The sequence below is a fragment of the Bacillus sp. JNUCC-22 genome, from assembly GCF_018861275.1.
In the GTDB taxonomy this organism is placed as follows: domain Bacteria; phylum Bacillota; class Bacilli; order Bacillales; family Bacillaceae; genus Bacillus; species Bacillus velezensis.
The window spans coordinates 1,485,616-1,499,950 of the sequence record NZ_CP076408.1 but is presented as its reverse complement, the minus strand read 5'-3'; the positions used below and the strand labels follow the sequence as shown (position 1 = coordinate 1,499,950).

Sequence of the window (14,335 nt, the reverse complement as noted above, 5' to 3'; positions counted from 1 at the left end):
GAGACGGCCGTCTCGTCAGGAAACTTTGCATCCGCAGCCGCCGCCGGAACCGCACCCGCCGCCGCAGGATGACAGGCCGTCAAAATAAGGATTCCCCGTCGGAACTTTTACATGCTCCGAGACGGCCGTTCCGAGTTCAATGCTGATCTCGTCAAGCAGCGACTGAAGCTCAGTCTCCGCTTTTTTAAATTCGGCCACCTTATCGTTTAAATCCAGTTCCCGCTTCATTTCTCTCATTTTGCGGGAAATCTCTCTATAATCAGGATGGTATTTGCCAAAACGCTGCACATCCTCATACTGCTCTTTAACGCTCATAAAAGAACGAATGATCCGCCCTGCCTCTTCATCTTCACGGAGACGCTTGTAACAATCGCGGTAATTTTCAGCCGTCTCAGACTGCAGAATCATGCCGGCAAGCTGCTCCGCTTCACTTTGAAGCTTGACGGACTCAATTGTTGCATACATAAATACGCACCTCCAGTTGCTAGTTTACCATGAAACCACCCAATTGGAAAATGCGGCGTTTAAACGCTTTTTAATCCTGTGAACGCATGGCGTGAACCATCTGCATCATCATCTGCGCCATTTGAATCCCGTTTGAGAATTGGCTTACTCGATGCGGTATCGTCTTTTCATAAAAATTCATCATGTCAAGCTGAAAGGAATTGAGATCGTCCGGTTTTCTCGCAAGTCTGCGGTACCAGACGGGACGCTGCCGTATAAACCGTTTCCGTTCCTCATCTGCGGATATGAATTCCTGAACCTCTTTTCGCATACACGATCCCCTTCTTTAATCCTTTCTGAACGAAAAAGGATGTTGTCCGGAGCCTTGCCGGGGCTGCTTCGTGCTGCTCCCCGAAAATTGGCTTAAAAGGCTTTGCAATGATGAAATGGATTGGCTCATTTTATTGATCTGCTCATTCATTTGGTTGATATCCATCTTTTTGACGGCAGTGACCATTTTTGAAACGAAATCGTTTTTTTCAGCTGGTTCCTGTTTGGTTTCCGCGTCGGAAGAAGGCTGAACGGCCTCGTCTTTAAAAGGGTCCCATATCGGATCATCCTCGCCCAGAAGAACCCAATTTTCATAGACTTCCTGCCAGCTTCTTTGTTCCTTGCGAACATTTTGGATCAGTTTGGGATGCTTTTTTACGAATTGTTTAAAATCATCGATTGATTGCCGTGATTGCTGATTCGCCACAATTCTCACCCCCTCCGAAAAGTTTTGCCTGCTATAATGTATCGGTTCATGCGCCTTAATGTTCGCCTAAATTGCGAAAAAAAGCAGGTATATATAAAAATTGTTTTTTTCGGCAGGAGCGCCGCTCGCGAAAAAACATAAAAAAACCGCGGGGGACGCGCCCCTCTGCGGTTTTTTACTGCCAAGGCTTAATGAAGTTTTGCGTATAATACTTCTGATCAACGCCGACACCGAGGTGCGTATAATCCGGGCTTAACAGCGCCTTTCTGTGGCCTTCGCTGTTCAGCCAGCCCTCCACGGCTGCAGGACCGTCCACATAGTTGTAGGCAATATTTTCACCGGCCTCCCGGTATTTCACATCGCCTTTTTCCAAGCGGTCCTTCAGAGTCCCGTATTTCTTTGAGACGTGAGAGAAATACTTGTTATCCTTCATGTCCTTGCTGTGACCGAATGCCACTTTTGCGGCGCCTTCGTCCCATTTCAGCCTTGCAAGTCCGTGTTTTACGCGGATGACATTTGTAATATCGAGAATCTGCTGCTCACTCGCTCGTTCAATGTCGTTCCATTTTTTATCAGAAACAGGCTCGGGTTCTGTCAGCTTTCCTCTGTACATGACTTCATACGGCCTTTGTTTCACAAGTGTTTCCGCATCAAATGCCCTGATGCTTGACAGATTCCCGTCAAATTTGTCCATGTACAGCTGAACATACATTCCGCCTATCTTAACGGTGGGACGGGTATTGATATCTTCTTCAGAAAATTCGAACCGATACGTGTTTCCCTTGTCAGTCACATTGACAAAAGGAGAAACCTGCGTCGTTTTAAAAACTTCGCCCGTCGATTCGCCGATCTTAAACGGTTTTGCGTTGATGCCGCTTCCCGAAGCGTATAAAGTCACGGCTTTATCATTCAAAATACCGACTTGTACGTATTGGTCTTTCCCCTGGTTGTACACCCACCACTCGTAATCGTAGGCAGAAGGATCTTTCCGGGACGGTTCCCCAAGTTTCTTTTTCACATCGGCGGCAGATTTCCCCATGAGAGAAAGCAGTCCGGATGACGGCATTTTCAGCCGTTTTCCGCTCTCTTCTTCATTGGAAACCTGAGGCTCCTCCTGATCCGTCTTTTTCTGAGGAGCCGATCCATATTGTATAAACAGAACATACGCTCCGTAAATAAGCAAAAGGATAACGAGAGCCCTTGCGATATTTTTCAACCTCTCACCCCCATATGTTCAAACCGTTCTGTTTTTGTTTACTCTTATACAGTACAGCCTATTTGCATCGTCCGTGATTTATGTTTAATGGATAAACCCCTCCGGACCGCCGTCTTCAGAAATGTCAGACAGCGCCCGGCCTGCTTGCTCATTTGATTGCTCGGCCAACGAAAGATCGCCGAGCGTAACAATGCCGACCAGTTTTTTATCCCTTGTGACGGGAATTCTTCTGAGCTGATGTTCAGCCATCAAATGGAGCACCTCCTCCACAGAGGCGTCTTCTTCTGCACTGATAACCCGCTCTGTCATTGCGTCGGTTATTTTTTGAGAGTTCGGCTTTTTTGAAGCAATTCCCCGTAATACGAGATCTCTGTCTGTCACGATCCCGACAAGTGTGGCGCCGTCTTCATCCACTATCGGAATGGCGCCGACATCTGCGTCTTTCATCTTCACCGCAGCTTCATATACATTATCTAATACTGTACAATATTGCAAGTCTGACGTCATGAGCTTATTGATCTTTGTCATTGCGGAATTCCTCCTTTTTTCTGCTACTATTGTCGTCAAATTTTTCTTTTTGCATACTTTCACCGTATGAATCATTGAAAGTGTAACGCTTTCATACTATGATTGTCAGGAAAGGGCATTTTTAAAAGGAGGGGGAAGGTTTGAAGTTTGAAAACAGCGGTCTTGAAGGGGTAACAGCGGAGCTCAGCCGCTTGAATGATCTGATGGAAGGTAAAGGGCTCATTCTGGCTGGACAATGGGATTATGAAAGAGTGACTTACGACAAAAAGTTTTCAGTACCTGAGGGGACATTTTATCTGCGGATTCAAGGAACGGCAAAAGAGGGCGATGTCGGCGGCAGCCGGGCCGTGATTCAGCTGAAGGCCCCTCTTTTAGGAAAGCATTATTATCCGCACGGCGTAGAATACGGCAGCGCTGAAGAATTTCCGGAACATGTCGTCGCTGAAAGCAAAGCTTTACTGCTTGAATTGGAAGAGTCATTAAAAACAGTGCAAATGTAATAAAAAAGTACAGCATATTCTGCTGTACTTTTTTTCATGAGACGGTATGCTCGATATACGGCGGCTCTGACAGCGTATCTTTTTCCCGTTCCGTTCTGACCCACTGAAAAAAGATGACAGCCAAATATGTTCCGTAGACCGCCTCTTGAATGATTTTCATCAGCACTGCCCCAAGCTGCTGATCTTCCAGAGGAGGGAGCGTGTTAAACATCTCCGGTCCGGATAAAGGGATCTCCTCCAGCAAATCTAAAGGAACGCAAAGCTTCATTGCTTCGGCCCAAGCCGCCGGATCTGTATACGTGGCATACATGGGCGCCCCGCTGAACATAATGAGCGCGCAGGCCGGCGTTAACAGAATCCCGTCTGCCATAATATACCCCAGCTTCATTAAACCGCTGAGACGGGGCAGACCGTCCACCTTATGCACAAGCGGCCACCACATAAAAAACGCCGTTACAAAGATGAGTCCGTTCATCAGCGTGTGATACAGCGAATCCGTTTTGACGAAATCAAATATAAACGGGATGTGATACAGTGAAAAAATACCGTTAAACAGCACTAATGCGATAAGCGGCATTGAAAAGAACGAAAACAGCGGCTTTACGACAGGACGGAAGATCAGTTTTTTCCATGCCCAGCCGGGAATTCCGGAAATCAACAGCGGCGGTACGACTAAAAACAGAACCGCCATCTGCGTCATATGGGCGCTGAACATCACATGGCCCAATAAATCAACCGGACTTCCCGCAGCCGCGTAAAAAAACAGCGCGGAAAGCACAAACAGCACCTTCTCCTTAGCGGCCACACGTCCTTTATGCCGGCTGCACCAGTAAAAGTAAACACCTGTTATCACGGCAGTTATACAAAACAGATACGGGCTCCACATTGCGCGAAACCCGAACATTTCCAAATTAATCAAATCTCTCACTCCCCGCCGCCCCGATTACCACCAAATAATCGTGACAAATGCAAGCACGGTGATAAACGCGACAAATATTCCCGAATACAGAAATAATGACGGCGCTTCATGCCCCTTCTGGCTCATATGCATAAAGTAAAACAGCTGAAAGATGACCTGGATGACCGCAAGCAGGATCAGAAACGGCATCGTAAACCATCCGGCAATGCCGTCAGCAGCCACCGTCAAAAACGCGACAAGCGTAAGGCCGATCATCAAACCGAAGGATATGACCTGATATTTCATCTCCTCGGCATTTTTCTTTTTTCGATATTCGAGATCCGTACTGACAGTCCCTCTGTTTTTGTTATCGTCCATCGTTATCCCACCATCCCCATCAAATATACAACGGTAAAGATAAAGACCCACACGACATCGATAAAATGCCAATATAAGCTGGCCACATAATATTTCGGCGCATTATAAAGGCTGAGCCCTCTTTTTGCATTCCGGATCATCAGCGCGCTGATCCACAACAGCCCGAACGCCACGTGTGCTCCGTGTGTGCCGACGAGCGTGTAAAACGCTGAGCCGAGCGCAGAGCTTGTAATGGTAAAGCCGAATTCGTGAGTGTAATGCATAAATTCATAGATTTCCACCCCTAAAAATCCTGCTCCCAATAAAACGGTAACCAAAAGCCACACCTGCATTTTTTTAAAGGAGAAATTTTTCATATGATACATCGCATACACACTCGTTAAGCTGCTCGTTAAAAGAAGCATCGTCGCGATAAATACGATCGGCAGCTCAAACATCTCAGCCGTTGACGGCCCTCCGGCTTTAGATTCCCGTAAAGCAAGGAATGTTGCAAATAGCGAGGCGAACAGAACCGTTTCCCCGCCGAGAAACAGCCAAAATCCCAAAAACTTATTTTTCCCCTCCAGCGTTGCTTTTTCAGGAGAAGCCGGAAAGGTTTCAGCCGTCATTTTTTCCTGCAGCTGCATTACGCCTTCACCCCTTTATCATCATTCGGCAGATCTTCTTTGTGAATATGATAGCCGTAATCATCGACCACAGAGCGAAGCAGCATGGTAAAGAATGTGATGCCGAGCCCTATGAAGATAACCGGAAGCCCCCATGAATAATCGGAGTGGTATAAAAACCCGAACGCTGCGACAAACAGCCCGAAAGATATGATAAACGGCATGATGGATCCGTTCGGCATATGAATGTCCTCTACAGGCTCTGCAGGCGCCATCCCTTCATTTCCGGCCTGCTTTTCAATCCACAGCGGGTCAAGGCCCCGGACAAACGGAAGCTGTTTAAAATTATATTCCGGCGGCGGCGAAGAAACCGCCCATTCAAGCGTACGACCGTCCAGCCACGGGTCGTTCCCGACGTATTTCCCCTTTATTGAGGTATAAATAATATTGACGACGAGTAAAGCAGCCGCGCCCGCCATGAAAAACGCGCCGATTGAACTGATCAGGTTGCCGGTATCAAGCCCCTGGCCGGGCAGATATGTGTAAACGCGCCGCGGCATTCCCATCAAACCGAGGAAATGCTGAATGAAGAAGGTAAGATGAAACCCGATAAAAAATAAGACGAACGAAATTTTCCCCATCGTTTCATGAAGCACCTTCCCGAACATTTTCGGCCACCAGAAATGCACCCCCGCCAGGATGCCGAACACAACGCCGCCGATAATGACATAGTGGAAATGCGCTACGACAAAATACGTATCGTGGAACTGATAATCTGCCGCTGCGGCCGCCAGCATGACACCCGTGACTCCTCCGAGTACGAAAGAAGGAATAAAGGCGACGGCATACAGCATAGGCGTCGTGAATTTGACATTTCCTCCCCAGATGGTCAAAAGCCAGTTGAAAATTTTAATGCCCGTAGGCACCGCGATCGCCATCGTCGCAACCGCAAATATCGCATTAGCGATCGGTCCGAGTCCCGTCGTAAACATATGGTGAACCCAAACCATGAACCCGAGAAAGCCGATCAGCACGATCGCAAAGACCATAGACGAATAACCGAACAGACGTTTCCTCGCAAATACGGGAATGATTTCTGAAAAAATCCCAAAGGCGGGAAGAATTAAAATGTATACTTCCGGATGCCCGAAAATCCAAAACAGATGCTCCCAGATTATCGTATTGCCGCCCAATTCAGGATTAAAGAAATTCGTTCCGAACAAACGATCCAGCATCATCAGCGCCAAACCGACGGTGAGCGGAGGAAATGCGAATAAAATGAGTGCCGACGCCACAAATGTCGTCCACGTAAACAGCGGCAGTCTCATATACGTCAAACCCGGCGCCCTCATATTAATAATCGTGGCGAGAAAGTTGATCCCCGCAATCAGCGTACCTAAGCCTGATATTTGCAGGCCGAGCACGAAAAAGTCTATGCCGTGCCCTTTCGAATTCAGCGCAAGCGACGCGTACGACGTCCAGCCTGCATCAGGAGCGCCTCCTAAAAACCAGCTCAGATTCAAAAAGATGCCTCCGAAGAAAAACAGCCAAAATCCGAGCGCATTCAGAAATGGGAACGATACGTCACGCGCCCCGATCTGAAGCGGCACAACCGCGTTCATCAGCCCGAATAACAGCGGCATCGCCGCCAGGAAGATCATTGTCGTGCCGTGCATCGTCATAATTTCATTAAACTGCTGCGCACCCATAAAATCGTTCCCCGGCCTCAAGAGCTGAATCCTGATAAGCATGGCCTCAAGTCCGCCGACGACGAAGAAAAATCCCCCGGCGATCATATATAAAATCGCGATTTTCTTATGGTCAACCGTCGTCAAATAATCCCAAAGCAAAGAGCTTTTTCTTTGCTGTCCTGTAAGCGTATTCATCATTTACGACCTCCCCCCTGATATCTCCCTGTCCTCACTTGTTCTCCGCTTTCAGCCCTTTTAAATATTCATACAGCGCATCCGTTTCAGCGTCCGAGAGCTTCGGATAAGTGCCTGTCATTTTATTGCCCGGTTTAATGCTGTCCGGATTTTTCAGCCAGGCTTTTATATTCTCTTTATTCGCATCCTTAATGCCGGCCACTTTGACCCGTTCACCGAAGGTAGCGAGGTTCGGAGCCGTTCTTGCCGCTTCAGCCCGTTTATCATTGGGCTCAACCGCATGACAGCTCAGGCAGTTTTTTTCCTTAAACAGCTCTTCTCCTTGCGCGGCTAAACCGGAGTCTGTTGTATGCTTATAATTTTTCATCGCTTTCGTCCATTGTTTAAATTCTTTTGACGGCAGCGGCTTCACTTTGAAATCCATCAGCGCATGTGAAGGTCCGCACAGCTCTGCGCATTTCCCGAAGAAATATTCTCCCGCTTCTTTGCTGCGTTTAGAATCGAAGGTCAGAAAGAAAGTATTGTCATTATCCGTATTCGTATCGATTTTTCCCCCGGCTGACGGAATCCAGAAAGAGTGTTTCACATCTGAGGACTTCAGCTTGAAATAGACGCGTTCATCTGTGGGAACGATCAGCTCCTGACTTGTCACAAACCCGTAATCAGGATACTCGAATTCCCACCAGTATAAATTCGCCCTTACATTAATCACGAGCGCATCCTCTGCTTTACGGTTTTTCTTATCCATCGGCGACGTATCCGCCAGCGCCAATGTATCGATGACAACCGGAATGACAAGAATAATCAGAAGCAGGATCGGAATAACGGTCCAGGTGATTTCTAAAAAACGGTTCCCCTCCACCTGTTTCGGTATCGTGTCTTCCCCTATACGCGACCGTCTGAATCTCACAATGACGTAAAAGAAAATAACTGCTACGACCGCAACGACGACAACCATGATAAGTGTGCTGAGCACCGTCAGATCATATTGTTTATCAGCCACTTCGCCGGCAGGCTTGAGCGTGGACAGAAACGGTTTTCCACAGCCGCTCAATAAAAGCGGCATTAAGGCTAATAATGATAAAAGACGCCAACGCTTTAACATTTCACCCAACCCCTTTTTTGAATCAGTACGAGATGCACAAGCAGTAAATCTGCTTCCAGCCGAAATACTTCTTTTCCTCATTTCTTAAAATATGAGATTTTTTACTTAAAATTCCATCTATGTATAAAAGCAAAGCCGCCTGATTAAACAAAAGGTCAAGGCGGCGTTTACTAGTTGTCATTGTTTGTTTTGGCGATCAAACAAGCTCATTATTCAATTAAAACAGCGTAAAGACCACCATCGCTACAAAATAAATGGTCATGTAATTAAGCGAATAGACAAACATAAGAGTTGCCCACTTCATGATGTTTTTCATGCGGAATCCCATCAGTCCGAGAACAAGCCATCCGACATTCAGCAAAGTGCCGAGAATGACGATCGGAAGACCGAGACTGCCGAGGAAAAACGGAAGCGGCAGCAGGCATGCGACCCAGACGATAATCTGTCTTTTCGTCACTTCAAAGCCGTGCACTACTGGAAGCATCGGAATATTCGCTGCTCTGTAATCTTCCGTCTTCTTAATCGCAAGCGCTAAAAAGTGCGGAATCTGCCAGATGAATAAAATCATGAATAAAACCCACGCGACAACACCGATGTGCCCTTCAACCGCTGTCCAGCCGATTAACGGCGGCACGGCGCCTGATACACTTCCGACAACCGTATTAATCGTATAACGGCGTTTGGTCCACATTGTATAAAGAACAACGTACGTAAACACGCCGATAAAACCGATGACTGCTGCCATCACGGTGGTCATCAAAAGCATGATAAGTCCTAAAGCAATGAGTAAAATTCCTGACCACAGCGCTTGATTCGGCTGAATCTTTCCGGTTACCGTCGGTCTTACTTTCGTGCGTTCCATTAAATGATCAATATCACGGTCGTAATAGTTGTTAACCGCACAAGAACCGGCGATGATCAAAGAAGATCCTATTAATGTAAGAAGCACGGTGTTTAAATTGCCTAAAAAACTCAGACCGGATATATGTAACGCAAGCCACATGCCGGTAAAAGTCGTAATTAAATTCGAATTGACGATTCCTATTTTGATAAGCGAAAGGAAATCCTTCCATGCCGTCGTCTCTTCAATCTGTCCGTCTATAGCTGTATCGTTTAAAATTCTGGAATTAGCCATAACGTAAACCTCCCTTACAAACCTAAAGCAGGTTTTTTAAGACCTGCAACTCTATCATACAAGATAATGACCTGTAAAAAAACATCCTCTTAAATATTAAACGAGAAACAGGAATTTATTTGTGAACTTTTTATGAATTTTACCAAATCCGCCGGTTTCATAATAAAGCGGTTACTTTATTTCTATCAGACCCATCTGGAATAATCAACCCCATTATCTAAGAAGTCCTGATTCTATTATATTTTTGTGAACAAACAGAATTGAGAATTGCCACAAAACACATATTCGCTTACACTTGGTACGTATATCATTTTGTCCAGTTTGTTAAGAAGGTGAATGTAAAATGAATAAAGCTTTGAAAGCGCTCGGCGTGCTGACGACATTCGTTATGCTCGTCGTGCTGATCGGCGGCGCTCTTGTCACAAAGACAGGATCGGGTCTCGGATGCGGAAGGCAGTGGCCGCTTTGCCACGGCCGGTTTTTCCCGGAGCTTAACGCCGCTTCTATCATTGAATGGAGCCACAGACTCGCAAGCGGTGTCTCAATCGTTCTCGTGCTGAGTCTCGCTTTTTGGGCATGGAGAAAAGTCACGCCTGTTTTCCGTGAAACAACCTTTCTCGCCATTATGTCCATTATCTTTTTATTTTTACAGGCGCTTCTCGGCGCATTAGCGGTTGTTTTCGGATCAAATGCGCTCGTTATGGCGCTTCATTTCGGCATATCGCTGATTTCTTTCGCTTCTGTTCTGATTTTGACGCTGCTCATATTCGAAGCTGATAAATCAGACAAAAAGCTCGTCAAGCCGCTCAGAATCGGCAGAAAAATGCAGTTTCATATGATCGGCCTTTCGATTTACACGTATATCGTCGTTTATACGGGGGCTTATGTACGCCATACGAAATCAAGCCTTGCCTGCCCTGACGTTCCGCTTTGCAGCAGGCTGAATCACGGGCTTCCGTCCCATTTTCAGGAATGGGTGCAGATGGGCCACAGAACGGCAGCGCTGCTTCTGTTCGTATGGATTCTTGTCGCTTTTGCACATGCGATGCGCTCTTACAAAGACCAAAAACAGATTCTTGGGGGCTGGATAGCGGCTGTTGCCTTTGTTGTATTACAGGCGCTCTCCGGAATCATGGTTGTTTATTCAGAAATGGCCACCGGCTTTGCACTTGCCCATTCGCTCTTTATTGCCGGCCTGTTCGGCGTCTTATGCTATTTCTTATTATTAATCGCCCGCTTCCGCTATGAATCAAAACAGCGGAACATCTGAGGCACATGAAAAGGCCGAAGCATTAGAGCTTCGGCCTTTACACATAAAAAACCTGATCGCACACGGGGGCGGATCAGGTTTTTTTAGGTTCATTTTTTACGCTTTTTCAATTTCGATCAGTAAATCGCCTGTCTGAATCGGTTCACCGTTTTTCACATGAATCTGCTGTATCGTCCCGGAGAACGGCGCCTGTACCGTCGTCTCCATTTTCATCGCTTCATTAATCATCAGATGATCGCCTTTATTCACCTTTGCCCCGGTTTCCGTTAACAATTTAATGACGGTTCCCGGCATGGATGCCGCAATGTGGCTCGGGTTTGTCCGATCTGCTTTTAATTTTTCCTGTACGGACGATTTAATGCTTTCATCTTTAATGACCACCTCGCGCGGCTGGCCGTTCAATTCGAAATAAACGACACGTGTCGCATCTGGCTGCGGTTCACCGATAGATACAAGCTTCACGATCAGCGTTTTTCCGCGCTCAATTTCCACTTCGATTTCTTCACCGAGTGTCATGCCGTAGAAGAAAGTCGGTGTGTCCAATACGGAAATATCATCGAAGCGTTCCGCCGTTTTAACATATTCAGTAAACACCTTCGGATAAAGAGCATACGCGATTGCGTCCTGATCACTCAATTCCATCTGATGCGTTTCTTTCCATTCTTCTTTAATACCTTCAAAAGATACCGGTTCAAGCAGCTCACCCGGTCTTACCGTGATCGGCGTCTGTCCTTTCAGAACGAGCTTTTGCAGTTTTTCCGGAAATCCGCCGTGCGGCTGGCCGATCTGCCCTTTAAAGAGCTCTACGACTGAATCCGGAAAATCAAGCGTTTCGCCTTTACCATAAACATCTTGTTCTGTTAAATTGTTTTGCACCATGTAAAGCGCCATATCTCCGACGACTTTGGAAGAAGGTGTTACTTTCACGACGTCGCCGAACATGCGGTTGACGACGCTGTACATGTCTTTCACCTCATTCCAGCGATCACCCAGGCCGACTCCTTTTGCCTGCTGCTGCAGATTACTGTACTGGCCGCCCGGCATTTCATGATTATAAATCTCAGTATGCGGAGACTTCATCCCGCTTTCAAATTCACTGTAATACTGACGGACGGATTCCCAGTATTGCGACAGTCTTTCCACCTGCCGGACATCCATTTCAGGACGGCGGCTGTTTCCTTCAAGGGCATGATAAAATCCGCTTGCGCTCGGCTGTGAAGTCAGACCCGCCATTGAGCTGACGGCGACATCCACGATGTCCACACCCGCTTCAACAGCTTTGGCATAGAGAAAGACGCCATTGCCGCTCGTATCATGCGTGTGAAGATGAACGGGAATATCAATCGTTTCCTTCAGCGCTGAGACAAGTTCGTATGCGGCTTGAGGTTTCAAAAGACCGGCCATGTCTTTAATGCCGAGAATGTGGGCACCAGACGCCTCAAGCTCTTTCGCCATAGAAAGATAATATTGCAAATCATATTTCGTCCGGGTCTTATCAAGAATATCTCCCGTGTAACAAATCGCAGCCTCCGCCACTTTTCCGGTTTCACGGACGGCATCGATGGCCAGCGTCATCCCTTTTACCCAGTTCAGGCTGTCAAAGATCCGGAATACGTCAATACCTGACTCCGCTGACTGCCGGACAAATTTTTGGATGACATTGTCCGGATAGTTTGTATAACCGACGGCATTTGATGAACGAAGCAGCATCTGGAACAATGTGTTCGGCACTTCCTTGCGAAGATCTTCAAGGCGTTTCCAAGGGTCTTCTTTTAAGAAACGGTACGCTACATCAAATGTCGCGCCTCCCCACATTTCAAGGCTGAACAGTTCAGGCCACAGGGCAGCCGTAGGATTCGCGATTTTTTTCAAATCATTGGATCTGATCCGGGTTGCAAGCAGGGACTGATGGGCATCCCTGAACGTTGTATCGGTCAGGAGCACGGATTTTTGCTCTTTCACCCAGTCAGCAAGCCCCTCAGCGCCTCTTTCATCAAGGATCTGTTTCGTACCGCTTGCCGGCTTTTCCCCGATACCTAACGTAACGGTCTGAGGCTTATCAAATGCAGGTTTTTCTTTTTTTCCGATTCCCGGAAAACCGTTCACCGTGACATTGCCGATATAGGAAAGCATTTTTGTTCCGCGGTCCTTCTGTTTTGGGAAAACAAACAGCTCAGGCGTTGTGTCGATAAACGATGTGTCATATTGGCCCGTCAGGAATTTTTCATGCTTTGCCACGTTTTCAAGAAACGGAATATTGGTCTTAATGCCCCTGATCCTGAATTCCTGCAGGTTGCGGACCATTTTCGCTGATGCCTGTTCAAACGTCAGCGCCCATGTCGACAGCTTGACGAGCAGTGAATCATAATAAGGCGTGATGACGGCGCCCTGGAAGCTGTTTCCCGTATCAAGGCGGACGCCGAAGCCGCCGCCTGAGCGGTAAGCCATAATTTTACCCGTGTCAGGCATAAAGTCATTCAGCGGATCTTCAGTGGTCACACGTGATTGTATCGCATACCCGTTTGTAAAAATGTCTTTCTGCTCAGGGATATTGACGGCACGGCTGTGCAGTCCGTGGCCCTGCGCCACGAGGATTTGCGTCTGAACGATATCAACCCCCGTTATCATTTCCGTAATCGTATGCTCCACTTGCACGCGCGGGTTCACTTCAATAAAGTAAAATTCACCGCCCGCTACGAGAAACTCCACGGTCCCTGCGTTGATATAGCCGACATTTTTCGCAAGCGCCACAGCCGCTTCACAGATTTCGTCCCTTAATTCAGGCTGCAAAGATACACTAGGCGCCACCTCAATGACCTTTTGATGGCGTCTCTGAACGGAACAGTCCCGCTCATACAGATGGACGACATTGCCTTCTTTATCTCCGATCACCTGAACTTCAATATGCTTAGGATTTTCGATCAGTTTTTCAACATACACTTCATCGTTTCCGAATGCGGCTTTCGCTTCTGATTTGGCCCGCTCAAACGATTCTTTCAATTCGCTTTCGTTTCGGACGATTCTCATTCCGCGGCCTCCGCCTCCGAGCGATGCTTTAATAATAAACGGAAATCCGTGGACTTTTGCGAATTGTTCGACATCTTTTAATGTTTCAGCCGGTCCGTCACTCCCCGGAATAACGGGGATGCCGGCTTTTTCTGCCTGCTCCCTCGCCTTTACCTTATCTCCGAACATATCCAAATGCGCTGACGTCGGTCCGATAAATACGATGCCCTCTTCTTCACAGCGTCTCGCAAATTGGATATTTTCAGAGAGAAATCCGTAGCCCGGATGAATGGCATCTACGCCGTTTCTTTTTGCGATCTCAATAATCCCTTCAATATCAAGATACGCATCAATCGGTTTTTTGCCTTCTCCCACAAGATAAGCTTCATCCGCTTTATAGCGATGATAGGAGCCCGAATCTTCTTTTGAATAAACGGCTACCGTTCTGATGTTCAATTCTGTGCACGCCCGGAAAATCCGAATCGCAATTTCTCCCCTGTTTGCTACTAACACTTTTTGGATGGATTGTTGTGACAAACTTTTCTCCCCCTTGGCCTAATAAATATGTAGTTTATAATAAAGGAATATCCGTCCTGTGTATACACTT

The 14,335-nt window shown here is 47.1% G+C and carries 14 protein-coding genes; 2 read left to right on the top strand and 12 right to left on the bottom strand.

What is annotated here, in order from left to right; genetic code table 11:
- Positions 1–15: 15 nt before the first annotated feature.
- The 5 genes from JNUCC22_RS07590 to JNUCC22_RS07570 all read right to left on the bottom strand — a co-directional run bounded on the left by JNUCC22_RS07590 (position 16) and on the right by JNUCC22_RS07570 (position 2,945).
- Positions 16–465, bottom strand: coding sequence for a regulatory iron-sulfur-containing complex subunit RicF (locus JNUCC22_RS07590; protein WP_003154472.1), 450 nt, complete (start codon positions 463–465; stop codon positions 16–18).
- A 70-nt stretch (positions 466–535) separates the two neighbouring features.
- Entirely contained in the window at positions 536–775 is a 240-nt protein-coding gene (locus JNUCC22_RS07585; protein ID WP_003154475.1) for a YlbE-like family protein, read from the bottom strand.
- 15 nt (positions 776–790) lie between these two features.
- The gene (locus tag JNUCC22_RS07580; RefSeq protein ID WP_007409691.1) at positions 791–1,201 is read right to left on the bottom strand and encodes a YlbD family protein; all 411 of its coding nucleotides are present in this window, start codon (positions 1,199–1,201) and stop codon (positions 791–793) included.
- Positions 1,202–1,376: 175 nt separating this feature from the next.
- On the bottom strand, positions 1,377–2,417 hold the full coding sequence (locus tag JNUCC22_RS07575; RefSeq protein ID WP_007409690.1) for a CAP domain-containing protein: 1,041 nt from the start codon (positions 2,415–2,417) through the stop codon (positions 1,377–1,379).
- Between the two features lie 84 nt (positions 2,418–2,501).
- Positions 2,502–2,945 carry a CBS domain-containing protein gene (locus tag JNUCC22_RS07570; protein ID WP_003154478.1) on the bottom strand — a complete coding sequence of 148 codons (444 nt, stop codon included), beginning with the start codon at positions 2,943–2,945 and terminating at the stop codon, positions 2,502–2,504.
- Between the two features lie 140 nt (positions 2,946–3,085).
- On the opposite strand from JNUCC22_RS07570, the gene JNUCC22_RS07565 reads away from it, so the two are divergent.
- Positions 3,086–3,445 carry a YugN family protein gene (locus JNUCC22_RS07565; RefSeq protein ID WP_007409688.1) on the top strand — a complete coding sequence of 120 codons (360 nt, stop codon included), beginning with the start codon at positions 3,086–3,088 and terminating at the stop codon, positions 3,443–3,445.
- A gap of 34 nt (positions 3,446–3,479) precedes the next feature.
- Here the strand turns inward: JNUCC22_RS07565 and ctaG are convergent, their stop codons facing one another.
- The 6 genes from ctaG to cyoE form a co-directional block, all read right to left on the bottom strand.
- Positions 3,480–4,364 (bottom strand): cytochrome c oxidase assembly factor CtaG, encoded by an 885-nt coding sequence (gene ctaG / locus JNUCC22_RS07560; RefSeq protein ID WP_095060010.1) that lies wholly within the window; start codon positions 4,362–4,364, stop codon positions 3,480–3,482.
- 24 nt (positions 4,365–4,388) lie between these two features.
- Positions 4,389–4,721 carry a cytochrome c oxidase subunit IVB gene (gene ctaF / locus JNUCC22_RS07555; RefSeq protein ID WP_007409686.1) on the bottom strand — a complete coding sequence of 111 codons (333 nt, stop codon included), beginning with the start codon at positions 4,719–4,721 and terminating at the stop codon, positions 4,389–4,391.
- Positions 4,722–4,723: 2 nt separating this feature from the next.
- Positions 4,724–5,347: a cytochrome c oxidase subunit III gene (gene ctaE / locus JNUCC22_RS07550; protein WP_003154482.1), complete on the bottom strand. Its 624-nt coding sequence runs from the start codon at positions 5,345–5,347 to the stop codon at positions 4,724–4,726.
- Positions 5,347–7,215 carry a cytochrome c oxidase subunit I gene (gene ctaD, locus JNUCC22_RS07545; RefSeq protein WP_007611227.1) on the bottom strand — a complete coding sequence of 623 codons (1,869 nt, stop codon included), beginning with the start codon at positions 7,213–7,215 and terminating at the stop codon, positions 5,347–5,349. Before ctaD ends, ctaE begins: the two co-directional genes overlap by 1 nt.
- Positions 7,216–7,246: 31 nt before the next feature.
- Complete coding sequence (gene coxB / locus JNUCC22_RS07540; protein WP_100001416.1) at positions 7,247–8,317, bottom strand: cytochrome c oxidase subunit II; 1,071 nt, start codon at positions 8,315–8,317, stop codon at positions 7,247–7,249.
- Positions 8,318–8,534: 217 nt separating this feature from the next.
- Positions 8,535–9,452 (bottom strand): heme o synthase, encoded by a 918-nt coding sequence (cyoE, locus tag JNUCC22_RS07535; RefSeq protein WP_003154486.1) that lies wholly within the window; start codon positions 9,450–9,452, stop codon positions 8,535–8,537.
- Positions 9,453–9,795: 343 nt separating this feature from the next.
- Between cyoE and ctaA the strand changes: the two genes are divergently transcribed.
- Complete coding sequence (gene ctaA / locus JNUCC22_RS07530) at positions 9,796–10,722, top strand: heme A synthase CtaA (protein ID WP_072589067.1); 927 nt, start codon at positions 9,796–9,798, stop codon at positions 10,720–10,722.
- Between the two features lie 96 nt (positions 10,723–10,818).
- Here the strand turns inward: ctaA and pyc are convergent, their stop codons facing one another.
- Positions 10,819–14,265: a pyruvate carboxylase gene (pyc, locus tag JNUCC22_RS07525; RefSeq protein WP_072589066.1), complete on the bottom strand. Its 3,447-nt coding sequence runs from the start codon at positions 14,263–14,265 to the stop codon at positions 10,819–10,821.
- Between the last annotated feature and the right edge of the window lie 70 nt (positions 14,266–14,335).

What these genes read in the sequence shown, in the direction of transcription:
- JNUCC22_RS07590 (WP_003154472.1), bottom strand. Translation starts at nt 465, where the DNA reads ATGTATGCAACAATTGAGTCCGTCAAGCTTCAAAGTGAAGCGGAGCAG.
- JNUCC22_RS07585 (WP_003154475.1), bottom strand. Translation starts at nt 775, where the DNA reads ATGCGAAAAGAGGTTCAGGAATTCATATCCGCAGATGAGGAACGGAAA.
- JNUCC22_RS07570 (WP_003154478.1), bottom strand. Translation starts at nt 2,945, where the DNA reads ATGACAAAGATCAATAAGCTCATGACGTCAGACTTGCAATATTGTACA.
- ctaF (WP_007409686.1), bottom strand. Translation starts at nt 4,721, where the DNA reads ATGGACGATAACAAAAACAGAGGGACTGTCAGTACGGATCTCGAATAT.
- ctaE (WP_003154482.1), bottom strand. Translation starts at nt 5,347, where the DNA reads ATGCAGCTGCAGGAAAAAATGACGGCTGAAACCTTTCCGGCTTCTCCT.
- ctaD (WP_007611227.1), bottom strand. Translation starts at nt 7,215, where the DNA reads ATGATGAATACGCTTACAGGACAGCAAAGAAAAAGCTCTTTGCTTTGG.
- coxB (WP_100001416.1), bottom strand. Translation starts at nt 8,317, where the DNA reads ATGTTAAAGCGTTGGCGTCTTTTATCATTATTAGCCTTAATGCCGCTT.
- cyoE (WP_003154486.1), bottom strand. Translation starts at nt 9,452, where the DNA reads ATGGCTAATTCCAGAATTTTAAACGATACAGCTATAGACGGACAGATT.
- ctaA (WP_072589067.1), top strand. Translation starts at nt 9,796, where the DNA reads ATGAATAAAGCTTTGAAAGCGCTCGGCGTGCTGACGACATTCGTTATG.